The organism is Burkholderia sp. AU33545 (assembly GCF_020419685.1).
GTDB classification, from domain to species: domain Bacteria; phylum Pseudomonadota; class Gammaproteobacteria; order Burkholderiales; family Burkholderiaceae; genus Burkholderia; species Burkholderia diffusa.
Window position 1 is genome coordinate 356,695 of sequence record NZ_JAIZRQ010000008.1, and the last position, 23,696, is coordinate 380,390.

Genomic DNA, 23,696 nt, shown 5'->3' on the forward strand with positions numbered 1-23,696 from the left:
GATTCGACGCCCCCTATTGCAGCCGACCCACGCATGTTTCGACTTGATGTCCGTCAAGCAGGGCTGACTGGGAGGGCGGCCTGCGTCGGCCGCCCGCCGCCTCCACACCGGCCGCGATGATGCGCTGTCCGTCGCGCGCGAACGCGTCTGATGACACACATCAACCGCGTTCGGCGGAGTGGCAATACAGTTGAATTCAGCGCTTGCGCAATGGTGGCGCGTGACTGCATGCGAAATGCCGCATGCCAGTCGCGATGCGGTCGGCTTGATGTCGAGCGCGATCATGCCGTTCCGTTGCGAGCGGAACTCACGGCCTCGCGAGGCATTGGCGATGAAACGACGGATGTTGATGGTTGGCGTGCTGCTTGCGCTGGGTGCGTGTGCAGGACCGGACCGGCTCGCGACCTTCAGGTCGACGGAGACGCAGCTACTTGCGATGCGTCAGGCCGCATCGCTGCAGTGTTCGACCCCGTCCGAATGCGACCGCGCGTGGAGCCGCACGCGGCGCTACGTCCAGGATCATTCGTCAACCCGAATCACGCAATTCAGTGCGGACCGGATCGAAACGGCGCAACCGTATCTGGCTGGAGAAGTCTATCTGTGGGCATCACGCGCGGAATCGGGCGGCGGCTCGGTGATCCGGCTCAAGGCGATGTGCAAGGGCATGTATGACAGCAACGGCGGCCCGGGATGGCAATACGACGTGTGCGCCAGGAAAATCCTTCAAATCGAGCAAGGCTTCCGGTCAGACGAGAAACCGCCGGGCTAGCGACAGATTCCGTCAGCCGTCGGCAATGCGGCGTCTCGCCTCTCGGTCGGCCGGATGCCGGCCAACGGCGCCCGTTTCTTCTCGTGCCGGTTTCGGCGCGGCTCCAAACCGTTGACCTCGGTCAACGCCTGCTTGCGGCGAGCACCGATGATGGAAACGAATCCGGACGCCGCCGGCGCGTCGCTTCATCAGCGAGGTTCGCATGTACACGAATATCATGGTCGCCACGGACGGTAGTCCTTCGGCGAATCAGGCGCTCGACGAAGGCCTCAGGATGGCCAGGTTATGCGGCGCCCGCCTGTTTGCCGTGTTCGTCGTCGACAAATCCACGCTGTTCGCCTACGGCGGCCGCATGGAGCCGGAAGCCTTGCTCGACGAGATCCGGCGCCATGGCGCCGCGATCTTGCGAGACGCCGACCGGACGATCTCGCGCGCCGCAGTCAACGGCGAGACGGAAATCATCGAGACCGATCTGGGTCAGGACGTCGCGGAGCGCCTGCAGCGCTACGTCGTCGATCGTTCGATCGATCTGGCCGTGGTCGGCACGCACGGTCGACGCGGTGTCCGGCGGCTGGTGCTCGGCAGCGTCGCCGAACGCTTCCTTCGCGCATCGAGTTGCGCGGTCATGCTCGTGCGCGGCGAGGACACCTCACACGCCACGGTCGCGGCCTAGGGCCAGTGCGCCACCTGTGCAGGTGATCATCATGCAGATATCGTTTCCTTCCGAACATCCGACGTATTGCGACCTCGATTCCGCGCTGAGCTTTCCGGCGCTCGTCGAAGGTCGCCGCGTGCGCTGCGCGATCACCTCGGCCGCGCTGGAAGACCACTTCCGCGCGGCGTCGCCTCGCGAGCAGGATCTCGTCGAGGCCTTTGCGCGACATCGTCCCGCCATCGAGCGCACTGCCCGCTGGCTGCTCGAGGAAATCGGCGGACGTCCGATCCTGCTCCACAGCGGCCATTTCCGGTTCTGTACGTAATCGACCGCCACCCTTGACGCGCATCAAGCGCGTGCCGGGGCGTGCGGGTACGCTGGATTTCGAAAGATCATTCGTCCCATGCGCGGCATGTGGTGTCGCGCCATCCGATCTTCATTGCGGCCGATGCTGTCGGGACGAAAGCGCCGGTCGCATGTCACCGTATGAGGAGTACGAACCATGAGCAACATGACGCGTTACGATCCGTTTTCGATGGAACCCGTGTCCGATCTGTTCCAGGGGCTGTTCAGGCCGCTACGCGGCATGGCACTGGCAGACGAGCCCGATCTTGCGTCGATGAAGATCGACGTCTCCGAAAACGACAAGGCGTATACGGTCAACGCGGAACTGCCCGGCGTCGCAAAGGACGACATCGACGTCCAGGTGACGGGAAATACCGTATCGATCAACGCGAAGATCGAGCGCAACACCGAACAGAAGAACGGCGAACGCGTGATCCGGCGCGAGCGCTACAGCGGTGCGATCAGCCGCACGTTCTCGCTGCCCGGCGACATCGATGACGCCAGCGCGACGGCGACGTATCAGGACGGCGTGCTGTCGCTGACGCTGCCGAAGAAGGCGCAGGTCGGGCAGAAGAAACTCACGATCAGCTGATCGGACGACGGGCAACGGGCGATGCAGGCACGCATCGCCCATCGGGAGAACCCGGCGCGCGGAGCGATCCGCGCGCTGTTTCGTTGGAACGCAAGCATTCGCCCTCACCCTCACGCATGCGATGGCGTACTGCAGGGCCGATAGCCGACCGTCTGCGCGAGGATCGGCAGCTCGTCCTCGTTCAGCCTCAGCGCGTCGGCGAGCGTGCGGTGATTGATCCAGCCGCGCACGACCGTTCCGAGGCCGGCCGCCGCGCAATACAGCGAGACGTTCTGTGCGATGGCGCCGGCCGCGATCGCCGAGAACACGTCGCGTTGCTGCGGCGGCATGTCGAGTATCGCGCCCGTCCGGACGACGTAGACGAGATCCAGCGGCGCGCGGCCGACGAAGTCCTGATAGCCCGTGAGGTTGCGCGCATCGACCGCGTGTTTCAGCACCAGCCGATGCGCGGGCGCATCGTAGCGATAGACGCCGTACGGCAGCGCGACATAGATGTCGATTTCATTGAATGCGTGCGCGGACGGCGCGGTACGACCGCCGCTCGCCGGGCGGTTGATGCCGTCCGCTGCCCACAGCATCGTGCCGAGCGTCATCGGCGGGAGCGGTGTGGAGGCGAATTCGCGGGTGCTCATTCGGGTCGCGAGCGCCGCCATCAGCGGCACGTCGTTGTCGAGCATCGGGCGCGGCAGATCGACGATCGCCGGCGAGTCGCCCTCGGGCGACGCCGGCTGCATCACGGGCGCCGGCGAATAGGTCAACAGCTGCTGTTCGGTCATTCGAGTCTCCTTGAAGCGTGATTGCGCGTGCCTGGAACGGCGCGCATCGGCGATTTCACGATAAGACGGCCGGGCCGTAGCGGCTTGACTTCCGTCAAGTGGTGCACCGGCCGGCCACGATGTGCGGCGCGCGGCATCCGTTGACCTGCATCAGCGATCGGGCGCCGCACATGTGCAAATCTGGCTAGGTGCGGCGGACAGGCACGCCGTGGCTCACAGGAGAGCAGACGATGAAAACCGACAAGCAGTTGAAGCAGGATGTCCAGGACGAACTGGAGTCCGACCCGTCGATCGATTCGACACGCATCGGCGTCGAGGTGACCGACCGGATCGTGACGCTTTCGGGGCACCCGCCGAGCTACGCGGAGAAACTGGCGATCGAGCGCGCGGCGAACCGCGTGGCTGGTGTCAAGGCGCTCGTCGTCGACATGACCGTGCATCTGCCGGACGACGACGTGCGTACCGACGAGGACATCGCGAAAGCGGTGCGCTCGGTGCTGCACTGGACGGTCGGTCTGCATGACGATGCGGTCAAGGTGCAGGTCGAACGCGGCTGGATCACGTTGTCCGGCAGGGTCGACTGGGCGTACCAGAGCCACCTGGCCGTGCGCACGATCTCGCAGATGCGCAGCGTGACGGGCGTGACCGACCACATCGCGGTACAGGGGACGGTCGGTGCGGACGACATCGGCGGGAACATCAAGCGCGCGATCATGCGTCACGCGGAGCGCGAGGCGAAGCACATCGCCATCGACGTGCACGACGGCACCGTGCGGCTGTCCGGCAAGGTCGGCTCGTTTTCCGAGCGCAAGGCCGTGCGCGGTGCCGCGTGGTCGGCGCGCGGCGTGCGTGCCGTCGTCGATGATCTGGTGGTCGAGTAAATCCCGCTGGCGGATGTGCGATTCGCGGCGGGCCAGGAGGGCGGTCGGATGACACTTTCGGGTGAACTTCACGAAGCGGACTGGTCGGTCGCGATCGAGACGGTCGCGGCCGAATCAGGCGGCTTTTATTGCCGGATCCACGTCACGCTCAAATCGCCGGACGGCGCTTGCGAGCGAACGTTCTCGCACAGCAGGACGCATGCAACCGAGCGCGAAGCCGCGATCGACGCGCTGCGAGCCGGGATGACGTGGATCGAGATGAAGAAGTCGAACACCTTCACGCTCTGAACCGGTGGGCGGGGCAGGTCGACGAAGGCGTCGGTCCCGTCGCGCGATGCGGCGAGCGCCACATCGATTTGCGCCGCAGTCGTCTACCGCGTCTTGTGCGAGACGCGCCGGCGCTGCGCGCGCTTTCTCTTGCAGCCACGCGTATGTCGCTCCGGCCGTCGAACATGCCTGGCAACCGCATCGGTCACGGTCGGGAAGAAGCTGGCCTCACCGAACACGTCGAACAGGCCGTAGGCGCGCAGGCGGTCCTTCACCGGCCCCTTCATCTCCGCGAAATTCATCGCGATGCCGCGTTCCCCGAGTTCCGCGTGCAGTGCCACGAGCCGATCCGCGGCGCTGACGTCGATGTCGGTGACGGGCTCGGCGGCGACCACGACTCGCGTGACCGGATCCGCCGCTCGCGCGATCGCCGTGAGCAGATGCTCGCAGAAGATCTCGACGTTCGCATAGAAGAGTGGGGCATCCCAGCGGAACAGCACGAGCCCGGGCGTTTGCACCGCGTCCGGATGCCGCGCGACGTCGTGATAGCCGCGCACGCCCGTCAGCCGGCCCAGCAACGCGTCGTACGGATGCCAGGCCCGCCAGACGAATGACAGCAGCGACAGCGCGCTGGCGAGCAGGATGCCGGGTACGACGCCCATGCCGATCACGCCGGCGAAACACAGCATCGAAATCAGACATTCGCCACGGCGCATCCGGTATAGCCGCACGACGCTGCGCACGTCGGCGATGCCGAACGCCGCATAGATCACGACAGCGGCCAGCGCCGTACGGGGGACGAACGTGAGCAGCATCGGCGCGGCAACGAGCAGAATCGCGATGCACGCGGCCGCGACGACATTCGTGACCTGGCTTTGCGCGCCCGCGGCGATCGCGACCGGTGTGCGGGACGCGCTGCTGCTGACCGCGCAGCCCTGCGTCACGCCGGCGAGCAGATTGGCCGCGCCCAGTGCGATCAGCTCCTGGTTGCGGTCCGGCGCATCGCCTGCCCGTGCGGAAAGCGCGCGCGACAGCATGCTGATGTCGGCGAATGACACCAGTGCGACGGCGATCGCGCCGGACGCAAGTGCGCCCACGTCGGCAAGCGAGACGGCCGGCAGGTGCGGGGTGGGCATGCCGGCCGGCAACGCGCCGACCGTGGCGACGCCGTGCAACGACGGCAGGCGAGCGGCGAGCGTTGCCGCCAGCACGGCGATCAATATGCCGGGCCAGCGCGGCGTCACGCGTTTGATCAGGATGATGGTCGCCAGCACCGCGACGCCGAGCAAACCGGCAGCGGTGGAAAAACGACCGTCGACGAAGGCATGCACGATGTGCGGCACGCTGGAAAACACGTCGCTGCCCGACACCGGCATGCTGAACAGTTCGGGCAGCCGCCCGACCACGAGCGCGATGGCGATGCCGTTGAGGTAACCGTACTGGATCGGGCGCGACAGCAGATCGGTGACGAAGCCGAGACCGAGCGCGCCGAGCAGGATGCAGATCGCGCCGGCCGACAGCGCCAGCGCGCCGGAAAGCGCGATCGCGCGCTGCGGATCATGGGCGGCAAGCGGGACGATGGCACCCGCGATCAGCGCCGCCAGCGCGGAATCCGGGCCGAGAACGAGAATCCGGCTCGGGCCGAGCAGCGCATAGGCGAGCAATGCAGCAATCGACGCATAGAGGCCCGTGATGGCGGGCAGCCCGGCTGCCTGCGCATAGCTCATGCCGACCGGCACCAGGACGGCCGAAAGCGCGATCCCCGCGTACAGGTCGCGCGAAAGCCACGCACGACGATAGTGCGCGAGCAGCGCTACACCCGGGAGCATGCGGGTGATCCGTCCGGATAACGCGCGGTTCATCGCGGAAAGGTCGGGACGAAAGGGGTGCCTTGCCCCGACAGCCAGACGTTCATCGGAATGTGGCCGCCCCCGAATAGACGCGTGAAACCGCGCAGCAACAGGGACCGTCGCAGCGGCGACGGAGGCCGAGGCACGACGCCACGACGCCGCGCATCACGCCACCTTGAGCGTGGAAAGCTGCAGCGCCTGGGCGAAGCGGGCCAGTGTGGCGATCGATCCCGTCACGCTTTCGTACCGCTCGCGCCCGATCTGCCCGTCGAGTATCACGAGCATGCCGGCGTCTCGAGCGAGCGCGACGAGTGCCACCGTGTCGAGCGCGGCTGTGTCGGACGTGTCAGATGTGGCGGCCCGCATCTCCGAATCGGAACGATAGTCGGCGTGTGACATGACGTCTCTCCCAGGTTGTTGTGCGATCGGTGTGCCGGTCGGCCGGTATCCGTAGTTTCAGTATCGTTGCCGCGCACCCCCGATTCAATCAGCCGGCCCTGAAGTCGCGGTAGGAAACACGCCCGCGTCGTCGGCGGATTCCTACACTGCGCGGGTCTTCGCAGACGCCTTGCAGCGTGCCGGCGCGCGTTCCCGACGCCGCGCATACCAGCTTCCGATCGCGTGCCAGATCGCCGCGGCGGATTCGCAATACGTGAACAGTTCCAGATCGCGGCGGTCGATCATCCCTTCGTCCGCGAGAAACGCCAGGTCGACCGCGCGGCGCCAGTACGCCTCGCCGACGAGGACGACCGGCAGCGGCGCGATCTTGCGCGTCTGCAGCAGGGTCAGCACCTCGAACAGCTCGTCGAACGTGCCATAGCCGCCAGGGAAGAAGACGGCCGCTTTCGCGCGCTCGAGCAGGTGCAGCTTGCGGATCGCGAAATAGTGAAACCGGAAGCAGAGATCCGGCGTGATGTACGGATTCGGCGCCTGCTCGCGCGGCAGCTCGATATTGAAGCCGATGCTCGGGGCGCCGCGCTCGTAGGCGCCGCGGTTGGCGGCTTCCATGATGCCGGGGCCGCCGCCGGTGACGATGGCCAGCCGCGCGGTGCGCGTGCACCGGTCGGCATGGGCGACGATGCGCCCGAACTCGCGCGCGACGCGGTAATACACGCCGTATTCGACGAGCCGGCTGGCGATCGCGACGGCGCGCCGCCGGCTCGGGTCGTACGGACGCTCCGCGAGCAGGCGATTCGCTTCGTCCAGCCGCGCGTTGGCGACCGACGGCGCGACGATACGCGTGCTGCCATAAATCACGACCGCATGGCCGATCCGCTCGTTCTGCAGCCGCTCCTCGGCCTTCCAGTAATCGAATTGCAGCCGGATACCGCGCATGCCGGAGCCTTCCAGAACGGTCGCATCGTCGTTGGCCCGGGTGCGGTTCGGGATTTTGGCGGTGCGCCGCGCGCGGCGTGAGATGCGCTGGATGCCATCCTTGCGGACGACGGCATCGGGCCTCGTGCGTAGCCGTTTGCCAGGCGCCTTCGCGATGGTCGCGACGGGGGCGGGACGGCGGCGTGCGTTGCCTTTTGCCATGCCGGCCGGAGCGCGTTTGACGGTGGTCGACATCAACGGAAGCGCCGTGCGACGGTCACTGGCTCAGCACCCATTGCACGAGCCGGTGCGCGTCGTCGGCAGACAGCGGCCCGCCGCGATCGATGGCCGACGGCATCGGCGTGTCGCCCCAATGCATACGACCGCCGACGCGCAGCTTGCTCTCCAGTTCCGCGGCGGCGTGCGGATCGTCGCGGTACCGCTCGGCGATCTCGTGAAACGACGGCCCGAGGAACGTCATGTCCTGCGTATGACAGAACATGCAGTGCTGCGCGTTGACGAGTTCGGTCGGCTCGGGCACGGTCGTCTGCGCGGCGGCCATGCCGGCCATGCCCGTTGTCACGGCGATCGCGCAGAGGGCGGCGCAACGCATGATGCTCATGTTCGTTTCCTCGTCGAGATCAGGAGAAGGAGATCACTTCGTCGAGCGGGCGACGCGGCGAATGCGGCGTGTGCGGACCGCGCCCGACGCGCAGCAGCAACTGCGGCTGGCCGCGCAGTCCGAGCATATGGCATAGATGGGCACGCAATCCGGCCGTCTCGATCGGCTGGTTCAGGTACGACGCGGTATAGCCCGCGCGCGTCGCAACGAGCAGGATGCGCTCCAGCGCCTGGCCGGCGGCGAGCCACGCTTCGCGATCGTCGCGCACGGTCGCGATGCACACGATCAACGGTGATGCGCCGACGAGCTGGTGATGCAGCGCGGCCAGCCCGTTGCCGAGATCGAAGGTCCGTACCGCCATTGTCACGACGGGCGCGGCGAAGTCCAGCAACGTCGGCACGCCAGCCGCGAATGCCGGCATGCCGTCGACGTGCCGGCGCGGATCGATCCAGCTCGCCAGCTCCCGCCTGAAGCGCGGGTCCGCGAACTGCTGACGGTCGGCCTCGGCGACCAGCTCCGCGACGCGTGCGCGATGCGCGATCGAGTCGACGCACGCGACATCGGCGCCTTCCGCGACACCGGCCGCGATCAACGCTTGCTGGATTTCGTCCGGCACGGCCGTCGATTCGAAAGGGGCGCGCGTCGTGACGCGGTCAGGAATCGCATCGAACAGCGCGCCGAGGGACGCATCGGAATAGCCGTCGTCGCAGATCCGGACCGTCGCAAGGAGATCGGGGTCGACTTCGGAAGGGAACGTGCTGATCGTGTGGGCGAGCCCGGCGTGATCGAGTGCGACACGCAGGTTGAGCAACGCCGCGCCGCAGCTGATGATCAGTTCGCGATCGAACGGATCGACCACGGGCAACGCGCGAACGCGATCCGCGCACAAGGAAATCGTGGCGCCGTTGACCAGGAAGCGCCACGGCTGGGAATTGTGGCTGGACGGAGCCAGCACCGCATAGCCCAGCAACTCCCTCAACTGATGCTCGGGACGGGCGCTTGCGGCAAGCGGGGGAACGGATATCATCGATCATCTCCAGGTTGCCGCGCGGGCGGCGTCACGCCACTTCATCGTGTCAGCAACCGTCCCGCGGCCGTTGACCCACGTCAAGCGCCCTTCATCGGGGCCAACGCAGGCGGTCCCCGACGACTACGCTTGGGAAGCGAAGCGCGCGAAACCGGTCGCGCAGGGAGGCGAGCATGCTTGCGATGATGTTTGATGGCACGACACCGCATTTGCGCGAAGCGCGCGTGCCGGATCCGTCGCCCGCGGCGGGCCAGCTGCTGATCGACGTACATGCGTGCGGCGTGTGCCGGACCGATCTGCACGTCGTCGACGGCGAGCTCGCGCACCCGAAGCTGCCGCTGATTCCAGGGCACGAAATCGTCGGAACGGTGCGCCGACTGGGCGAAGGCGTGACGGCCTTCGCCGTGGGCGACCGGGTAGGCGTTCCCTGGCTAGGGTCGACGTGCGGGCATTGCGCGTACTGCACGTCCGGCCGCGAGAACCTGTGCGACAGCCCCGGATTCACCGGCTATACGATCGACGGCGGTTATGCCGAGTGCGCGGTCGCCGATCACCGCTATTGCGTGCATCTGCCGCAACGCTATTCCGATCTGGAGGCGGCGCCGCTCCTGTGCGCCGGCCTGATCGGTTATCGAACCTTGCGCATGGCGGGCGGCGCACGCCGCATCGGCATCTACGGTTTCGGGGCGGCGGCCCATCTCGTCGCGCAGGTCGCGCATTTCGAAGGACGCAAGGTGTTCGCGCTGACGAAGCCCGGGGACATGGCGGCGCAGCAGCTCGCGCTGTCGCTGGGTGCCGCGTGGGCCGGCGGCAGCGACGAAGCGCCGCCGGAGCCGCTCGATGCCGCGCTGATTTTCGCGCCGGTGGGCGCGCTGGTGCCGGCCGCGCTGCGCGCGGTCGACAAAGGCGGGATCGTCGTGTGCGGCGGCATTCACATGAGCGACATCCCGGGCTTTCCGTACGCGTGGCTGTGGGGCGAGCGCCGCATCGCATCGGTGGCCAATCTGACGCGTGCGGACGCAGTCGAATTCATGCGGATCGCCGCCGCGATGCCGCTGCGGGTCGAGGCGGTGCGCTACGCGCTGACGGATGCGAACCGCGCACTCGACGACCTGCGCGGCGGGCGCGTATCGGGCGCCGCCGTGCTGGGCATGCGCGGTTGATCGCCTCGACGGCTTCGCGGCGCGCTCAGATCTGCCGCAGGCCGTCCGAATCGACGATCCGGATCTGCTTGCCTTGCGCTGCGAGGAGCCCCTTGTGCTGGAACTTCGACAGCATGCGGCTGACCGTTTCGAGCTTCATGCCGAGATATTCGCCGATTTCGTCGCGCGTCATCCGCAGCACGAATTCCGCGGCCGAGTAGCCGCGCGCCTTGAAGCGCGCGGAAAGATTCAGCAGGAACGCGGCCACCCGCTGCTCGGCACTCATCGTGCCGAGCAGCAGCATCTGGGAGGATTCGCGCACGATCTCGCCGCTCATCATTTGATACACGTGGTGCTGCATGGGCCGCACTTCACGGCACATCTGCTCGAGCTGGCCGAACGGGATGATGCAGACCGTGCTGTCCTCGAGCGCGATCGCGTCGCCGTTGTGGTGCCCGGTGTGCACGCCATCCAGCCCGAGCGATTCGCCGACGATCTGAAAGCCGGTGATCTGCTCGTCGCCGTCGCGATGCATCACGATGGTCTTGAACGATCCGGTTCTCACTGCATAAATGCTGTTGAATGCGTCGCCCGCGCGGAACAGCGTTTCGCCGCGCCTGACGTGGCGCGTCGTGCAGATCATCGCGTCGACGCGCACGAAATCGTCGGGCGAAAGATCGGGCGGCAGGCAGACGGTACGCAATGCACACGTCGAACAACGGGACGCGGCGCGCTTGGGCTGATCCGTCGGTTCGACGGCGTGCAGCGGGATGAACGGGCGTAACGGCATGGTCGTCAAGACTTCTGCACTGCTCTGCATGATCGGCTCCAGTTCGGGGGCAGCGGCGGCTCGCCGTCGGGCGGGGTGCGCTGACCGTTGTACCGGCGGCCTTGGTCTCTGCCGCCTTCCTGTCGGGAAAACCCCACCGGACGCGCCGGGAGACCGATATGCCGGTCTCGTCGATGATGCGGCCTTGGCTCCGGGAGGCACGTGTGTTCGCTTTTCTTGATGTGCAGTATGGATGTTGCGCAACGTCAAGAAAATCAGCCGGAATTGAAGTTGGCGTAGGTGAGATGGAAGTCTTGTAGGGGGGTTCCTACAAAGGCGCGGCAACTTGTCGCGAGCGTCGCCGCGCCCGCATGGCCGTCGTCAGCGAGACTTTCGGGGCATCAAGACCGGGGCGCGGCCATGCCGGATGCCGCCGTCAGAGGTCGTCCGGGTCCTCGAACAGCTTGTGGCGCATCGCGTAGCGCACGAGTGCCGTGTCGTTCGGCATCTGCATCTTCTCGAGGATCCGCGTCTTGTACGTGCTGACGGTCTTGACGCTGACGCAGAGCGCCTGCGCGATTTCGGAAATCGACTCGCCGATGGTGACGCGCCGGAAGACGTCGAACTCGCGGTCGGACAGGCGCTGGTGCGGCAGGAGATCGGTCGGCTCGTTCAGACTCTGCGCGAACTGCTCGGCCATGGTCAGGCTGACGTAGACGCCGCCGGCCGCGATCTTGCTCAATGCAGCGACCAGTTCGGCGCTGGCACTTTCCTTGGTCATGTAGCCCGAGGCGCCCGCCCGGAACGCACGCACCGCATATTGCTGTTCGGCATGCATCGTCAGCACGAGGATATGCAATCCCGGCTTCTCGTCCTTGACCTGCTTGATGAGTTCGACACCGTTGCGACCGGGCATCGACAGGTCGAGCACCAGCACGTCGGCGTCCGTGTCGCGCATGAGCGCGATCGTCGAGGCACCGTCGTGCGCTTCCCCGACGACCTCGAAACCGTTCGCGCTCTGCAGGATGTGTCGAAGACCCTCCCTGACGAGTGCGTGGTCGTCGGCGATGAGTACCCTGATCATGACAGCACATCTCCTTGCTGGATGGCGTGAAGCGGCAGCGCCACGGTGATCGTGAATCCCGCGCCTGGCCGGTTGTCGATCGTCACCGTCCCGTCGAGCATGTGCGCGCGCTCGCGGATGCCGATCAGGCCGAACGACGGGCGTTCCTGCGCATCGCGGGTGTGCTCCGGCGCGCCGTGACCGTTGTCCGCGATGCGCAGCATGCAATATCCGTCTTCCACTTTCAATGCCAGCTTCACGTTCGTGGCGTCCGAGTGCCGCGCGACGTTGGTCAGCGCCTCCTGCACGATGCGGAACAGCGTGGTCGCGCCGGTGCCCGTGAACGCGGTATCGACGGGCGCGATGTCTCGGTCGACCGCGATCCGGTAGCGGCGCGTGAAATCGTTTGCAAGCCATTCGATCGCCGGGACGAGGCCCAGGTCGTCGAGCATCACCGGCCGCAGATCGGCCGCGATGCGCCGCACGGACGCAACGATCGAATCGATCAGGCGATGCATGCCGCCCAACTGCTCGCGCACATCGGTATTGGGGGCGACAACACCACCGAGCCCCAGCTCGACGGCCGAAAGATCCATCTTGAGCGCGGTGAGTTGCTGGCCGAGGTCGTCGTGCAACTCGCGGGCGATGCGCGTCTTCTCTTCCTCGCGCACGTTCTGCAGGTTGGCGGACAGGTCGCGCAGTTCCTCGCGTGACTGCTTGAGGGCATTTTCCGCGCGCATGCGCTCGGTCACGTCGCGCAGCATGACCGTGTATAGCTTGCCGGTGCCGTCGCGAATCTGCGAGATCGACGCCTCGATCGGAAACTCGGTGCCGTCGGCGCGCAAGCCGAACAGCACGCGCTGCCGCCCCATCTGGCGCTCCGACACGCCCGTCACGCCGAATTGCTCGACGTGTCGCGCATGCGCGGCGCGGAAGCGCTCGGGGATGAAGCGGGACAGCGGCGCGCCGACCGCCTCCATCGCGGAGACGCCGAACACGCGTTCGGCTGCCGGGTTGAAGATCACGATCGTCTGGCTTTCGTCGACGGTGATGATGGCCTCCATCGACGACCGGATGATGCCCATCATCCGCGCCTCGGTGGGTTGGCTGTCGCCGGCGGGTAGAGCGGCGAGCCCTCGCTTCGCGACGACCTGCTGCACGAGCGCGGCCAGCGTCAGCGAGAGCGCGGTGCCGGCCAGCAGGACGGCCATCATGAAGCCGGACGTGTCGGCGCGCGGCGCGCTGTAGCGCAGCGAGAGCGGCGTGCCGCCGAACGTCAGCGAATCGGTTCGCTGGAGCATGTCGCGTGCGGCAGTCGAGTCGCCGACCCCGACGCCTCCGGAGTACACCGGCGCGGCCGGATTGTCGGCCGTGATTTCCAGGTGCAAGCGGTCGAGAACGGACGAATCGACGAGGCGATCCGGATTCAGCGCCGCAAAAACGTACCCGGTGGCCGTCGCGTGCTGCGGCCCGGACGAAGCGATATCTTGAGTGTTCCCATAAATCGGCAGGTACAGCGTCAGGTCCGTCCGGGCAATCATTGAATCCGTGCTGTCCTGGATCGCGTTCGCGGCGAGCGCGACCCTGCCGGTTTCCGCCGTGCGCTGCAGCGCCTGCCGGGTCGCCTGATTGTCCTCCGCCGCGCTCGGCTCGATTCTCCCGAGGCTGCGGACGGGCGACTGCAATCCGTCCAGATTCAGACTGGCGAGATAGCGGCGCCACGCAGCCCCGGATTGCGGCGCGGGCAGGGTTGACGCAAAGCCGCGCGCGCTGCGCAATACGGCAGCCGCGCCGAGGAGGGTGCGCCGAAGGTCGGCCGTCGCGAGTATCGCGGTTTGCTCGAACCTCGCCTGGGCGACGTGCTGTGCCCCGTTCTGCAGTACCCGGGACGCCGCAAACGTTGCAGTCAGGCCAAGCGCCAGCGTCAGTAGCGCGGCCATGGCTGCATATCGCGCGGGCCGAGTCCGGTGCGACGCCGGCCCGGCCCTGGAGGGGGGCGAATTCGTTGTCATTGCCGTTGATCCTGACGGACTTCGTCGGTGGCTGGCTGGCGGCGGGCCGGACGCGAGGCACGAACAGCGGGGCGGGCCGCAACTGCGATATCGCCCCGGATTGTGCGCGTTTTCCTGACGTTCGCCAATCGGGACCGATTCGTACGGGCGGCAACGTGCGTGCTTGACCCGCGTCAACGGAAAGGCGCCCGCCGGGATCAGACTGGTTTCACGAACCGGTCGAACCCGGACGGCGGCAGGGAGGCACCATGTACCAAAGGATCTTTGTGGCACTCGACGGCAGCCGCAGTGCGCGGCTCGCGCTCGACGAGGCGATTTCGCTCGCCCGCGATTCGGGTAGCCTGGTCATCGCCATGTGCGTGGTATCGGATGCGCCGCGGCTGGCCGACGTCGACAGCGGCTATATCGACCAGCGCGATCCGGCAGGACTGGACGCGGACAAGGCCGCTATCGCGGTCTCGGACGCGGAAACCGCGTTCCAGCTGTCCGGCGTGCGTGGCATCGCGCAAACGATCGACGCGTGCGGAGAGGACATCTCGGACGTGCTGGCGCGAGCCGCCGACGAATGCGATGCGGATCTGATCGTGATGGGCACGCATGGCCGGCGCGGCGTGCGCCGTGCGTTGCTCGGCAGCGTCGCCGAATCGCTGGTGCGAATCGCAAATCGGCCGGTGCTGGTCGTACGGGAGGGGCCGGGCGCCTGCGCCAGCATGTTGTGACGGTCGGAGCAGGAAACGGGGCAGCCGCGAGTGGCTGACCCCGTTTTGGTTCGCTCAGTGAGACAGCAGGACCGGCACCGTCATCGTCTCGAGGATCGTGCGCGTCGCGCCGCCCAGCACGCGTTCGTGCATGCGGGCATGGCTGTACAGGCCCATCACCAGCAGATCCGCGTGCAGGTCGGTCGCCCGGTTCAGCAGCGTCGCACCCACGCTCACCGACCGTTCGCGCGGCGTGGTCGAGAACGACGCGCGAATGCCGTGCCGTTCGAGATACGCGGCGACGTCGACACCCGCCGGCGTCTTGTCCGGATCGGGTTGCCCGCGGGCGACCGTCTCGACGTTGACGAAGCGCGCGCGGGTGAGCAGCGGCAGTGCGTCGGCCATCGCGCGCGCGGCCTCGCGCCCGCCGTCCCAGCCGATCAGCACGTTCTCGCCGAGCGTGCGCACGTCGCCCGCGTAGGGCACGACGAGCGCCGGGCGCCCGCTGCCCATCACGACGTCCTCGACGAAATGCCGTGCGACGTAGGTCATGCGGTCGTCGGGGTTCTCCTGGCCGAGCACCAGCAGATCGGCGTGGCGCGCATGCAGGACCGCGGCCTCGGTGACGTTGCCGGTCGGCGCTTGCCATTCGACGCTGCGCCCGGCGCGTTCGGCGGCGATCAGGAACCTTTCTTCCGCGTCCTTGCGCCGCTGGTCGCACAGGCGTTCGTAGACCGCCAGCTTCAGCGGTTCGTCGGGCCGTCGCAACGGCTCGAAGAGGTCCTGGCAAACCACGTAGAGGCCGATCAGATGGGCGTTCCAGCGTCCCGCGAGTTCGAGGGCGAGGTCGACGCGCGTCGCACAGCGCTCGCTGTCGTCGAGATGAACGAGCAGGGTCTTGTAGCTCATGACGGCTCCTTTTCGGTTGATGCCGCGGTGGTCTCGGCGGACGCCTTCGCCGCGCTGCTCGCCGGAATCATCAGGACCGGGCACCTGGCCTGACGCAGCACGCGCTCGGCCACGCTGCCGAGGAAGAGGCGCTGGAAACCGCGCCGGCCGTGCGTGCCCATCACGATCAGGTCGGCGTTGATCTCGCCGGCGAGACCGACGATGTGTTGCGCGACGTCTTCACCCGCCGGCGCGACATTGGAGATCCTCGGCGTGCCGGCCACGTCGCGCGCTTTCATGCGTTTCGCCGCGTCTTCCGTGACGCGCAGTCCTTCCTCGCGGAATGCATCGATCAGGATCGACGGGTCGTATCCGTACGTGTCGTAGGCCGGCACCAGGAAATCGACGACATAGACGGGGGTCAGCCGTGCACCCGTCTCCGACGCGAGGTTCAGCGCGGCGTCGAGTGCGCGGGACGACGTATCACTGCCGTCGAGCGCAACCAGAATGTTCGAGTACATGACGATTCCCCTGAACGGATGTTGATGCAATCATCATCGGCGCGCGCACGCCGATCGCGCTGATCTGGATCAACCGTCGCGGTTGCCGCGCAGCACGCGCACCGCGGCGCGCGCCGCGACCCACGCTTCGTTGGTCGGCTCGACGACCACGGTGACCGCGCTCGACGCGGACGACACGACATGCGCGTGGGCGGCATTCGCGCGCGCGTCGAGCGCGATGCCGAGCCACCCGAGCGACGCGCAGATCCGCTCGCGCAGTTCCGCCGAGTGTTCGCCGATGCCGGCGGTGAAGACCAGCATGTCGAGGCCGCCCAGCAGCGCGGTCAGCGCGCCGGTTTCGCGCACGATGCGATGGACGTACAGCGCCAGCGCGTCGCGGGCCTGCTCGTCGCCGGCCGCTTCGCAAGCGAGCAGCACGCGCGGATCGCCGGATGCCCCCGACACGCCCTTGAGCCCCGACTCGTGATACAGCAGGTGTCCCAGTGCGTCGCCGGACAGCTTGCCGACCTCGAGCAGATGGAGGACGACGCCAGGGTCGAGCGTCCCGCAGCGGGTGCTCATCATCAATCCGTCGAGCGCGGAGAAGCCCATGGTCGTCGCGACGCTGCGGCAGTCGCGCAGCGCGCACAGGCTCGCGCCGCTGCCGAGATGGGCGGCGATCACGCGGCCATGCGCACGTGCGCCGAACGATTCGGCGAGCGCGATGGACAGGTATTCGTACGACAGCCCATGGAATCCGTAGCGGCGCACACCCTGGTCGAACCACGCATGCGGCAACGGCAGCAGCTGCTCGACGCGCGGCAGCGTGCGATGAAACGCGGTGTCGAACACGGCGATCTGCGGGACGTCCGGAAACGCGTCGCGCAGCGCGTCGATCGCATCCAGGCTGTGCGGCTGATGCAAGGGTGCCAGCGGCGTCAGGGTGCGCAGCGCGTCCAGCGCTTCACCGTCGACGATCATCGGCTCCACGTATCGCGCGCCGCCGTGTACGACGCGATGTGCGATCGCACCCAGCGTGATGTGCGGCAACCGTACGCGAATCCACATCGCGATCTGCGCGAGCACGGCGCGGTAGGGATCGCCACCGACAAGCGGTAGCGAACCGTCCGAATCGGCATCGAACCGGATCGACACGCTGTTGCCGGCCGCGACCGCTTCGCCGCCGTGCAACGGCTGCCGCACGGGATCGCCGTGCGGCGGATACGCGAAGATCGAGAACTTGACGCTCGACGAACCGGCATTCACGACGAGCAGTGCGAGCGTACGCATCGGCCGGCTCAGTGCGACATCAGCACTGGCAGCGTCATCGACGCCAGCACAGTGCGCGTGGCGCCGCCCATCACCAGCTCGCGCCAGCGCGGATGGCCGTAGGCGCCCATCACCAGCAGGTCGGAACCCGTTTCATAAGCGCGCGACAGCAACGTGTCGCCGATCGCCGAGCCGGCGCCGGCATCGATATCGAGCACGTTCACGTCGCGTGCATGGCGCGCCAGCATCAGCGCGGCGTCGGCGGCCGGAATACGCGTGGTTGCCGCTTCCGAATTGCCGTCGATCACGGCGGCGACCGTCGTGCGCTTCGCGTGTTCGAGAAAGGGAATCGCGTCCTGCGCGGCGCGGGCCGCTTCCCGGCTGCCGTCCCACGCGACGAACACCCGTTCGCCGATCGACGGGAATTCGCCGGTGTACGGCACGAACAGCACCGGGCGACCGGCGGACAACACGAGGTTTTCAGGAAACTGGTCGTCGATGAAGGTCTCGGGATCGTTCGGGTCGCTCTGGCCCGCGATCACGAGGTCGGCCAGGCGTGCGGCGCGCGGCACGGCTAGGTTGGCGCGATCGTCGGCACGCACCCAGGCGGCCTGCACTTTCGCGCGGGCCGTCTCCGCATGGAACAGGCGTTCCAGCGCGGCGAGCCGTTCGTCGCGCTGTTCGCGGTGTTCACGGAAGTAATCGGCGGACCCGGCCATCACGTAGAACGAATGCGGTTCCGGTGTGTAGACCGCGTACAGGCCGGTCAGATGCGCACCGAAGCGCCGGGCGAGACGCAACGCGAGCTCGAGCCGCGAATGCGCGCGGGCGCTCGAATCGAGGTGCACGACTATGCTCTTGTAGCTCATCGGGATCGCTCCATCGACGGGGGAACCGCCAGTGCAATCCAGTCTACGGAGCAGGGTTTCCGCGTACTTGACTCAGATCAACGGCCCCCTTGCGCGATGCCCGCACAGTGAAGCGGTCGCGATGCCGATCCCGGGCAGGCGGCATGTGGCGGAATGCCAACCCATTGACCGGATCGAAAGAGGAAAGCCGATGAGTACGTACGCTTTGACGACACCGAATGACGTTTGCCGCGCGGGCTGCGATCTCGCGTTGCGCATGGTCGCGCAGAACCGCGACTGGCAGCATGAATGGCATGCGCTGGCAGGGCGGCGCATCGAGCGCGACCGCGACGCGGTTCGTCATCTGCAGCAGGCGCTTGCGGACACGAAGGAGTGGACGGCCTTCGGCGAGGCGGCCCGGCAGGTGATGCGCGACTACGCGATCGCGAGCGTCGCGATCTGGCAGGATGCGACCGAGCTGTGCATGCGAGCGCAATACGAGAGCGCCGGCGCATGGCGTACCTGGGCGCGCGAATTCGGCGCAGGCGCGCTGTCGCGTTATCAGACCGACTGGTTGCCCGATCTGGAACGACTGGCCGTGGTCAACGAAGCCAGCATGCCGTGGGCAGACTGGATGACGGCACTGGAACACGGGATCGAGGACGAGGCCGGCGCGGCGCCGGGTGCCCCCCGCCGCCTGAACGGCATGGCTGGCGCACGGGAGAACGGCCATGCGCGCTGAACGTGTCGCGTTCGTCACGGGAGGCATGGGCGGGCTCGGCGCCGCGATCAGCCGTCGCCTGCACGATGCCGGCATGACGGTGGCGGTGTCGCACACCGAAGGCAACGACCACGTCGCGACGTGGCTCACGCACGAACGCGAGGCGGGCAGGACGTTCCACGCGTTCGAGGTCGACGTCGCCGACTACGATTCGTGCCAGCATTGCGGGGCCCGCGTGCTGGCCGAGTTCGGGCGCGTCGACGTGCTCGTCAACAACGCCGGGATCACGCACGACGCCACCTTCGTGAAGATGACCAAGAGCATGTGGGATGCGGTGCTGCGCACCAACCTCGACGGCATGTTCAACATGACGAAGCCGTTCGTGCCGGGGATGATCGAGGCCGGCTTCGGGCGGATCGTGAACATCGGCTCGGTGAACGGTTCGCGCGGCGCATACGGGCAGGCGAACTACGCGGCCGCGAAGGCTGGCATCCATGGCTTCACGAAGGCGCTGGCGCTCGAGCTCGCGCGCCACGGCGTCACGGTCAACACGGTTGCGCCTGGCTATCTGGCGACCGCGATGCTCGAGACGGTGCCGAAGGAAGTGCTCGACACGAAGATCCTGCCGCAGATTCCGGTCGGCCGCCTTGGCAATCCTGACGAAATCGCCGAGCTCGTCGCCTTCCTGTGTTCCGACGCGGGGGCTTTCGCGACGGGCGCGGAATTCGACGTCAACGGCGGCATGCACATGCGATGAAAGCATCCGTCATGCACTTGCCGATCGAGCACGAATCGATGCGGCCAACGGGTACGAGCGAACCGGCGTCGCGCGCGGCCGAATGCACGCCGGTCCGCACGTCGCCCGCCGAACAATGGAACCGCGCCGCGCATGCGAACGTGGCCGCGATGACCTTCGGGCTGTCGCCCGCGTCGATGGCGCTGGCCATGCTCGACTGGGGCGCGCATCTGGCCGTGTCGCCGGGAAAATGCTTCGAGCTCGCGACGCAGGCGTGGCTGGCTGCCGCTGCACCGGCCGCAAGCCGGGGCGAGGGCGAGGCCGACGAGTCCGACACGACCGGTCTGGCCGTGCACGCCGGGCAGGCCGACCCGCGCTTCGCCGCGCCCGCGTGGGCCGGATGGCCGTTTTGCGCGTATCGCGACGTCTTCCTGTCGATCCAGCGCTGGTGGCGCGACGCGACACGCGGCGTGCCGGGTGTCGAACGGCACCACGAGGAACTGGTCGGATTCATCGCGCGACAGTGGCTCGACGCGTGCTCGCCGGGCAATTTCCTGGCGACCAACCCGGTCGTGCTCGACGCGACGATGCGCAGCGGCGGCGCGAATCTCGCGGCAGGCTTCCGGAACTGGCTGGACGACGCGAATGCACTGCTCGATCGCACGAGCGGCACGCGGGCCCGCGACACTCGCAGCTATTTGCCGGGGCGCGACGTGGCGATCACGCCGGGCCGCGTCGTGTGGCGCAACGCGCTGTGCGAGCTGCTGCAATACGACCCGACGACGCCCACCGTGGCACGCGAGCCGATCCTGATCGTGCCGTCGTGGATCATGAAGTACTACATCCTCGACCTGCAGCCGCACGATTCGCTGATCCGCTTCCTGGTCGATGCCGGCCACACGGTGTTTGCCGTGTCGTGGCGCAATCCTGGCGCGGAGGCGCGCGAGCTCGGGCTCGACGATTATCTGCGTGACGGGTGCATGGCGGCGCTCGACGCCGTCCGGTCGATCTGCGGCGAAGCCGTCCACGCGGTCGGCTACTGCCTCGGCGGCACGCTGCTGGCGATCGCTGCGGCGGCGCTCGCGCGCGACGGGCGGCAGCACGACGCATTGCGGTCCGTCACGTTGCTGGCGGCCCAGACCGATTTCAGCGAACCCGGCGAACTCGGCCTCTTCATCGACGCGAGCGAACTGTCCGCGCTCGATGCGCTGATGTGGCGGCAGGGCTACCTGGACGGCGCGCAGATGTCCGCCGCGTTCCAGCTGCTGAACGCGCGCGACCTGATCTGGTCGCGCATGATGAGCGAATACCTGCTCGGCACGCGCACCAAGCCGAATGACCTGATGTCGTGGAACGAGGACACCACGCGCATGCCGTATCGGATGCATACGGAATACCTGACGCGGCTCTTTCTCGACAACGATCTCGCGGCCGGCCGCTACTGCGTCGACGGGCGACCGGTCGCGCTGTCGGATATCGACGTGCCGACGTTCGTGGTCGGAACCGAACGCGATCACGTGTCGCCCTGGCATTCCGTCTACAAGCTGCATCTGCTCACGCACCACGCGCTGACGTTCGTGCTGACCTCCGGCGGCCACAATGCCGGCATCGTGTCCGAGCCCGGGCATCCGGGGCGCCACTATCGCTGCGCGACGCGCGCGCCCGGCGCGCCTTACCGCAGCCGGCACGACTTCGTGAGCGAAACACCCGCGGTCGACGGATCGTGGTGGACATGCTGGCGCGACTGGTTGCGCGCGCATTCGTCCGGCGACGTGCCGGCGCGGGTGCCGGCCGCCGGGTTCGGCGCCGCACCCGGCACCTACGTGCTCGAGACATGAACATGAACCTGCATCCGGATGTGTCCGTCGGCGCGTGCCTGCCCGGGCTGTTGCCGCGCGCGGACGGCGAACTTCCCGAACTGATCGAGCGTGCGCGCCACGCGCCGCCGCTGACGGTGGCCGTCGTGCATCCGTGCGACACGGCCAGTCTCGTCGCGCTTGCCGCGATCAATGCGTCGCCGTTGGGCGCGTCGATCGAGCCGCTGATCGTCGCGCCGCGTGCGAAGGTGTTGCGCGTGGCGGACGAGGCGGGCGTCGATCTGTCGAAATGGACGATCGAGGACGTGCCGCACAGCCACGCGGCGGCGGCTCGGGCGGTGGAGCTCGCGAAGTCGGGCCGCGTCGGCGCGCTGATGAAGGGCAGCCTGCATACCGACGAGCTGATGGGCGCGGTCGTCGCCGCGGAATCGGGCCTGCGCACGGACAAGCGCATGTCTCACTGTTTCCTGATCGAGGCGCCCGCCTATCCGCGCCCGTTCCTGCTGACCGACGCGGCCGTCAATATCGCACCGGATCTCGCGCAGAAGGCGGCCATCACGCAGAACGCGATCGACGTCGCGCATGCGCTGGGCGTTGCATGCCCGCGCGTGGCCGTGCTGTGCGCGGTCGAGACCGTCAATCCGGCGATGCGCTCGACGCTCGACGCGGCGGCGCTGGCGAAGATGGCCGAGCGCGGGCAGATCACGGGGGCGATCGTCGACGGCCCGCTCGCGTTCGACAACGCGATATCGCTGCGGGCCGCGCGCGAGAAGGGGATCGACTCGCCGGTTGCCGGCCGTGCCGACATCCTGGTCGTGCCCGATATCGAAGCGGGCAACATGCTCGCGAAACAGCTCGAATACCTGGGCGGTGCCGCCAACGCGGGCGTCGTCGTGGGCGCGCGCGTGCCGATCGTGCTGACGAGCCGCGCCGACGGCGTCGCCGTCCGGATCGCATCGTGTGCGCTCGCGGTGTTGCTGGCACAGGTCCGGCCTGACGCCGCCCCCATGCCTGAACAGGCCCCCCTTTCGATGGAGGAATCGCGATGAAAGCACTCGTTTACCACGGCCCAGGGCGCAAGGCGCTCGAACGGCGGCCCAAGCCGGAACTGCAGTCGCCCACCGACGCGATCGTCCGCGTGACGCGCACGACGATCTGCGGCACCGATCTGCACATTCTCAAGGGCGACGTGCCGACGTGCGAACCGGGCCGCATTCTCGGTCATGAAGGCGTCGGTATCGTCGAGCAGGTCGGCGCCGCGGTTGATTCGTTGAAGCCGGGCGATCACGTGCTGATTTCGTGCATCTCGTCGTGCGGCCGCTGCGAGTATTGCCGTCGCGGACTGTATTCGCATTGCACGACCGGCGGCTGGATACTCGGCAACCGGATCGACGGCACGCAGGCCGAGTTCGTGCGCATCCCGCATGCGCCGACCAGCCTGTACCGGATTCCGGCCGGTTCGGACGAGGACGCGCTCGTGATGCTGTCCGACATCCTGCCGACCGGATTCGAATGCGGCGTGCTGAACGGCAAGGTGCAGCCGGGCTGCTCGGTCGCGATCGTCGGCGCGGGGCCGATCGGGCTGGCCGCGTTGCTGACCGCGCAGTTCTATTCGCCCGCGCGGGTCATCATGATCGATCCGGACAGCAACCGGCTCGAGGTTGCACGGCGTTTCGGCGCGACCGACTGCTTCGACGGCAGCGGCGGCGACCCGGTGGCGGAAGTCATGAAGCTGACCGACGGCGTGGGCGTGGATTGCGCGATCGAAGCGGTCGGCATTCCGGCGACGTTCGAGATGTGCACGTCGCTCGTGGCGCCCGGCGGGGTCGTCGCGAACGTCGGCGTGCACGGTGTCAAGGCCGACCTGCACCTCGAGAAGCTGTGGGATCGCAACATCTCGATCACGACGCGGCTCGTCGACACGGTCAGCACGCCGATGCTGCTTAAAACCGTGGGCGCCGGACGCCTCGATCCGGCGCGCCTGATCACGCACCGGTTCTCGCTCGACGACGTGGAACGCGCGTACGACACGTTCGGGCGCGCCGCGCAAACCCATGCGTTGAAGGTCATCATCGAAGTCGGCTGATTGCCGGGCCGTGCGCGGCGGGAACCGGCGGCCTCCGCCTCCCGTCACG

26 protein-coding genes are annotated in these 23,696 nt (G+C 67.5%); 13 read left to right on the top strand and 13 right to left on the bottom strand.

Annotated elements, in window-relative coordinates; all coding sequences use genetic code 11:
- Positions 1 to 268: 268 nt before the first annotated feature.
- The 4 genes from LGM71_RS26765 (at position 269) to LGM71_RS26780 (ending at position 2,361) form a co-directional block, all read left to right on the top strand.
- Positions 269 to 769: a hypothetical protein gene (locus LGM71_RS26765; protein WP_226117441.1), complete on the top strand. Its 501-nt coding sequence runs from the start codon at positions 269 to 271 to the stop codon at positions 767 to 769.
- Positions 770 to 971: 202 nt separating this feature from the next.
- Positions 972 to 1,442 (top strand): universal stress protein, encoded by a 471-nt coding sequence (locus LGM71_RS26770; RefSeq protein WP_059602627.1) that lies wholly within the window; start codon positions 972 to 974, stop codon positions 1,440 to 1,442.
- 31 nt (positions 1,443 to 1,473) lie between these two features.
- Positions 1,474 to 1,749 (top strand): DUF1488 domain-containing protein, encoded by a 276-nt coding sequence (locus tag LGM71_RS26775; protein ID WP_059602631.1) that lies wholly within the window; start codon positions 1,474 to 1,476, stop codon positions 1,747 to 1,749.
- A gap of 177 nt (positions 1,750 to 1,926) precedes the next feature.
- A complete protein-coding gene (locus LGM71_RS26780) occupies positions 1,927 to 2,361 on the top strand; it encodes an Hsp20/alpha crystallin family protein (RefSeq protein WP_059602634.1) in 435 nt (144 codons plus the stop codon).
- Between the two features lie 110 nt (positions 2,362 to 2,471).
- Here the strand turns inward: LGM71_RS26780 and LGM71_RS26785 are convergent, their stop codons facing one another.
- Positions 2,472 to 3,137, bottom strand: coding sequence for a nitroreductase family protein (locus LGM71_RS26785; protein WP_059602637.1), 666 nt, complete (start codon positions 3,135 to 3,137; stop codon positions 2,472 to 2,474).
- A gap of 230 nt (positions 3,138 to 3,367) precedes the next feature.
- On the opposite strand from LGM71_RS26785, the gene LGM71_RS26790 reads away from it, so the two are divergent.
- Positions 3,368 to 4,018 (top strand): BON domain-containing protein, encoded by a 651-nt coding sequence (locus tag LGM71_RS26790; protein WP_174907461.1) that lies wholly within the window; start codon positions 3,368 to 3,370, stop codon positions 4,016 to 4,018.
- A 48-nt stretch (positions 4,019 to 4,066) separates the two neighbouring features.
- On the top strand, positions 4,067 to 4,306 hold the full coding sequence (locus LGM71_RS26795) for a hypothetical protein (protein ID WP_226117443.1): 240 nt from the start codon (positions 4,067 to 4,069) through the stop codon (positions 4,304 to 4,306).
- A gap of 83 nt (positions 4,307 to 4,389) precedes the next feature.
- Here LGM71_RS26795 and LGM71_RS26800 read toward each other — a convergent pair whose 3' ends face one another.
- The 5 genes from LGM71_RS26800 to LGM71_RS26820 form a co-directional block, all read right to left on the bottom strand.
- The gene (locus LGM71_RS26800; protein WP_226117445.1) at positions 4,390 to 6,147 is read right to left on the bottom strand and encodes a SulP family inorganic anion transporter; all 1,758 of its coding nucleotides are present in this window, start codon (positions 6,145 to 6,147) and stop codon (positions 4,390 to 4,392) included.
- A 153-nt stretch (positions 6,148 to 6,300) separates the two neighbouring features.
- Entirely contained in the window at positions 6,301 to 6,501 is a 201-nt protein-coding gene (locus LGM71_RS26805) for a hypothetical protein (RefSeq protein WP_226117513.1), read from the bottom strand.
- 174 nt (positions 6,502 to 6,675) lie between these two features.
- Entirely contained in the window at positions 6,676 to 7,704 is a 1,029-nt protein-coding gene (locus LGM71_RS26810) for an LOG family protein (protein ID WP_226117447.1), read from the bottom strand.
- A 22-nt stretch (positions 7,705 to 7,726) separates the two neighbouring features.
- Positions 7,727 to 8,071, bottom strand: a complete 345-nt coding sequence (locus LGM71_RS26815) for a c-type cytochrome (protein WP_059602656.1) — start codon at positions 8,069 to 8,071, stop codon at positions 7,727 to 7,729.
- 19 nt (positions 8,072 to 8,090) lie between these two features.
- Positions 8,091 to 9,098, bottom strand: coding sequence for an Acg family FMN-binding oxidoreductase (locus tag LGM71_RS26820; RefSeq protein ID WP_226117449.1), 1,008 nt, complete (start codon positions 9,096 to 9,098; stop codon positions 8,091 to 8,093).
- 173 nt (positions 9,099 to 9,271) lie between these two features.
- Here LGM71_RS26820 and LGM71_RS26825 point away from each other — a divergent pair, with 173 nt between their 5' ends.
- Positions 9,272 to 10,261, top strand: coding sequence for a zinc-dependent alcohol dehydrogenase family protein (locus tag LGM71_RS26825; RefSeq protein WP_124901614.1), 990 nt, complete (start codon positions 9,272 to 9,274; stop codon positions 10,259 to 10,261).
- Between the two features lie 25 nt (positions 10,262 to 10,286).
- Here the strand turns inward: LGM71_RS26825 and fnr are convergent, their stop codons facing one another.
- The 3 genes from fnr to LGM71_RS26840 form a co-directional block, all read right to left on the bottom strand.
- Positions 10,287 to 11,060: a fumarate/nitrate reduction transcriptional regulator Fnr gene (gene fnr, locus LGM71_RS26830; RefSeq protein WP_124901615.1), complete on the bottom strand. Its 774-nt coding sequence runs from the start codon at positions 11,058 to 11,060 to the stop codon at positions 10,287 to 10,289.
- A 385-nt stretch (positions 11,061 to 11,445) separates the two neighbouring features.
- On the bottom strand, positions 11,446 to 12,093 hold the full coding sequence (locus LGM71_RS26835; protein ID WP_226117451.1) for a response regulator transcription factor: 648 nt from the start codon (positions 12,091 to 12,093) through the stop codon (positions 11,446 to 11,448).
- The gene (locus LGM71_RS26840) at positions 12,090 to 14,084 is read right to left on the bottom strand and encodes a PAS domain S-box protein (protein ID WP_226117453.1); all 1,995 of its coding nucleotides are present in this window, start codon (positions 14,082 to 14,084) and stop codon (positions 12,090 to 12,092) included. Before LGM71_RS26840 ends, LGM71_RS26835 begins: the two co-directional genes overlap by 4 nt.
- A gap of 248 nt (positions 14,085 to 14,332) precedes the next feature.
- Here LGM71_RS26840 and LGM71_RS26845 point away from each other — a divergent pair, with 248 nt between their 5' ends.
- Positions 14,333 to 14,803, top strand: coding sequence for a universal stress protein (locus LGM71_RS26845; RefSeq protein WP_226117454.1), 471 nt, complete (start codon positions 14,333 to 14,335; stop codon positions 14,801 to 14,803).
- Between the two features lie 54 nt (positions 14,804 to 14,857).
- On the opposite strand, the gene LGM71_RS26850 is transcribed toward LGM71_RS26845, so the two are convergent.
- The 4 genes from LGM71_RS26850 to LGM71_RS26865 all read right to left on the bottom strand — a co-directional run bounded on the left by LGM71_RS26850 (position 14,858) and on the right by LGM71_RS26865 (position 18,308).
- On the bottom strand, positions 14,858 to 15,691 hold the full coding sequence (locus LGM71_RS26850) for a universal stress protein (protein ID WP_124625288.1): 834 nt from the start codon (positions 15,689 to 15,691) through the stop codon (positions 14,858 to 14,860).
- Entirely contained in the window at positions 15,688 to 16,191 is a 504-nt protein-coding gene (locus tag LGM71_RS26855; protein WP_124901619.1) for a universal stress protein, read from the bottom strand. The genes LGM71_RS26850 and LGM71_RS26855 overlap by 4 nt, the downstream gene beginning before the upstream one ends.
- 69 nt (positions 16,192 to 16,260) lie before the next feature.
- Positions 16,261 to 17,460 carry an acetate/propionate family kinase gene (locus LGM71_RS26860; protein ID WP_124625281.1) on the bottom strand — a complete coding sequence of 400 codons (1,200 nt, stop codon included), beginning with the start codon at positions 17,458 to 17,460 and terminating at the stop codon, positions 16,261 to 16,263.
- Positions 17,461 to 17,468: 8 nt separating this feature from the next.
- Positions 17,469 to 18,308 carry a universal stress protein gene (locus LGM71_RS26865; RefSeq protein WP_059602684.1) on the bottom strand — a complete coding sequence of 280 codons (840 nt, stop codon included), beginning with the start codon at positions 18,306 to 18,308 and terminating at the stop codon, positions 17,469 to 17,471.
- 190 nt (positions 18,309 to 18,498) lie between these two features.
- Here LGM71_RS26865 and LGM71_RS26870 point away from each other — a divergent pair, with 190 nt between their 5' ends.
- Genes LGM71_RS26870 through LGM71_RS26890 form a run of 5 tightly spaced genes read left to right on the top strand, consistent with a single transcriptional unit; the run spans position 18,499 to position 23,647 of the window.
- On the top strand, positions 18,499 to 19,029 hold the full coding sequence (locus LGM71_RS26870; RefSeq protein ID WP_226117456.1) for a hypothetical protein: 531 nt from the start codon (positions 18,499 to 18,501) through the stop codon (positions 19,027 to 19,029).
- Positions 19,019 to 19,765, top strand: a complete 747-nt coding sequence (locus LGM71_RS26875) for a beta-ketoacyl-ACP reductase (RefSeq protein ID WP_226117458.1) — start codon at positions 19,019 to 19,021, stop codon at positions 19,763 to 19,765. Before LGM71_RS26870 ends, LGM71_RS26875 begins: the two co-directional genes overlap by 11 nt.
- Positions 19,762 to 21,582, top strand: coding sequence for a PHA/PHB synthase family protein (locus LGM71_RS26880; protein ID WP_226117460.1), 1,821 nt, complete (start codon positions 19,762 to 19,764; stop codon positions 21,580 to 21,582). Before LGM71_RS26875 ends, LGM71_RS26880 begins: the two co-directional genes overlap by 4 nt.
- Complete coding sequence (locus LGM71_RS26885) at positions 21,579 to 22,610, top strand: bifunctional enoyl-CoA hydratase/phosphate acetyltransferase (RefSeq protein WP_226117462.1); 1,032 nt, start codon at positions 21,579 to 21,581, stop codon at positions 22,608 to 22,610. Before LGM71_RS26880 ends, LGM71_RS26885 begins: the two co-directional genes overlap by 4 nt.
- Complete coding sequence (locus LGM71_RS26890) at positions 22,607 to 23,647, top strand: zinc-dependent alcohol dehydrogenase family protein (protein WP_124901624.1); 1,041 nt, start codon at positions 22,607 to 22,609, stop codon at positions 23,645 to 23,647. The genes LGM71_RS26885 and LGM71_RS26890 overlap by 4 nt, the downstream gene beginning before the upstream one ends.
- Positions 23,648 to 23,696: the final 49 nt, after the last annotated feature.

Excerpts from the sequence above, each read along its gene's own strand:
- LGM71_RS26885 (WP_226117462.1), top strand. The coding sequence starts at position 21,579 with ATGAACATGAACCTGCATCCGGATGTGTCCGTCGGCGCGTGCCTGCCC.
- LGM71_RS26870 (WP_226117456.1), top strand. The coding sequence starts at position 18,499 with ATGAGTACGTACGCTTTGACGACACCGAATGACGTTTGCCGCGCGGGC.
- LGM71_RS26825 (WP_124901614.1), top strand. The coding sequence starts at position 9,272 with ATGCTTGCGATGATGTTTGATGGCACGACACCGCATTTGCGCGAAGCG.
- LGM71_RS26795 (WP_226117443.1), top strand. The coding sequence starts at position 4,067 with ATGACACTTTCGGGTGAACTTCACGAAGCGGACTGGTCGGTCGCGATC.
- LGM71_RS26850 (WP_124625288.1), bottom strand. The coding sequence starts at position 15,691 with ATGAGCTACAAGACCCTGCTCGTTCATCTCGACGACAGCGAGCGCTGT.
- LGM71_RS26785 (WP_059602637.1), bottom strand. The coding sequence starts at position 3,137 with ATGACCGAACAGCAGCTGTTGACCTATTCGCCGGCGCCCGTGATGCAG.
- LGM71_RS26800 (WP_226117445.1), bottom strand. The coding sequence starts at position 6,147 with ATGAACCGCGCGTTATCCGGACGGATCACCCGCATGCTCCCGGGTGTA.
- LGM71_RS26815 (WP_059602656.1), bottom strand. The coding sequence starts at position 8,071 with ATGAGCATCATGCGTTGCGCCGCCCTCTGCGCGATCGCCGTGACAACG.
- LGM71_RS26805 (WP_226117513.1), bottom strand. The coding sequence starts at position 6,501 with ATGCGGGCCGCCACATCTGACACGTCCGACACAGCCGCGCTCGACACG.
- LGM71_RS26865 (WP_059602684.1), bottom strand. The coding sequence starts at position 18,308 with ATGAGCTACAAGAGCATAGTCGTGCACCTCGATTCGAGCGCCCGCGCG.
- LGM71_RS26780 (WP_059602634.1), top strand. The coding sequence starts at position 1,927 with ATGAGCAACATGACGCGTTACGATCCGTTTTCGATGGAACCCGTGTCC.
- LGM71_RS26835 (WP_226117451.1), bottom strand. The coding sequence starts at position 12,093 with ATGATCAGGGTACTCATCGCCGACGACCACGCACTCGTCAGGGAGGGT.
- LGM71_RS26775 (WP_059602631.1), top strand. The coding sequence starts at position 1,474 with ATGCAGATATCGTTTCCTTCCGAACATCCGACGTATTGCGACCTCGAT.
- LGM71_RS26810 (WP_226117447.1), bottom strand. The coding sequence starts at position 7,704 with ATGTCGACCACCGTCAAACGCGCTCCGGCCGGCATGGCAAAAGGCAAC.
- fnr (WP_124901615.1), bottom strand. The coding sequence starts at position 11,060 with ATGCAGAGCAGTGCAGAAGTCTTGACGACCATGCCGTTACGCCCGTTC.
- LGM71_RS26860 (WP_124625281.1), bottom strand. The coding sequence starts at position 17,460 with ATGCGTACGCTCGCACTGCTCGTCGTGAATGCCGGTTCGTCGAGCGTC.
- LGM71_RS26840 (WP_226117453.1), bottom strand. The coding sequence starts at position 14,084 with ATGACAACGAATTCGCCCCCCTCCAGGGCCGGGCCGGCGTCGCACCGG.
- LGM71_RS26845 (WP_226117454.1), top strand. The coding sequence starts at position 14,333 with ATGTACCAAAGGATCTTTGTGGCACTCGACGGCAGCCGCAGTGCGCGG.
- LGM71_RS26890 (WP_124901624.1), top strand. The coding sequence starts at position 22,607 with ATGAAAGCACTCGTTTACCACGGCCCAGGGCGCAAGGCGCTCGAACGG.
- LGM71_RS26820 (WP_226117449.1), bottom strand. The coding sequence starts at position 9,098 with ATGATATCCGTTCCCCCGCTTGCCGCAAGCGCCCGTCCCGAGCATCAG.
- LGM71_RS26765 (WP_226117441.1), top strand. The coding sequence starts at position 269 with ATGTCGAGCGCGATCATGCCGTTCCGTTGCGAGCGGAACTCACGGCCT.
- LGM71_RS26880 (WP_226117460.1), top strand. The coding sequence starts at position 19,762 with ATGAAAGCATCCGTCATGCACTTGCCGATCGAGCACGAATCGATGCGG.
- LGM71_RS26790 (WP_174907461.1), top strand. The coding sequence starts at position 3,368 with ATGAAAACCGACAAGCAGTTGAAGCAGGATGTCCAGGACGAACTGGAG.
- LGM71_RS26770 (WP_059602627.1), top strand. The coding sequence starts at position 972 with ATGTACACGAATATCATGGTCGCCACGGACGGTAGTCCTTCGGCGAAT.
- LGM71_RS26855 (WP_124901619.1), bottom strand. The coding sequence starts at position 16,191 with ATGTACTCGAACATTCTGGTTGCGCTCGACGGCAGTGATACGTCGTCC.
- LGM71_RS26875 (WP_226117458.1), top strand. The coding sequence starts at position 19,019 with ATGCGCGCTGAACGTGTCGCGTTCGTCACGGGAGGCATGGGCGGGCTC.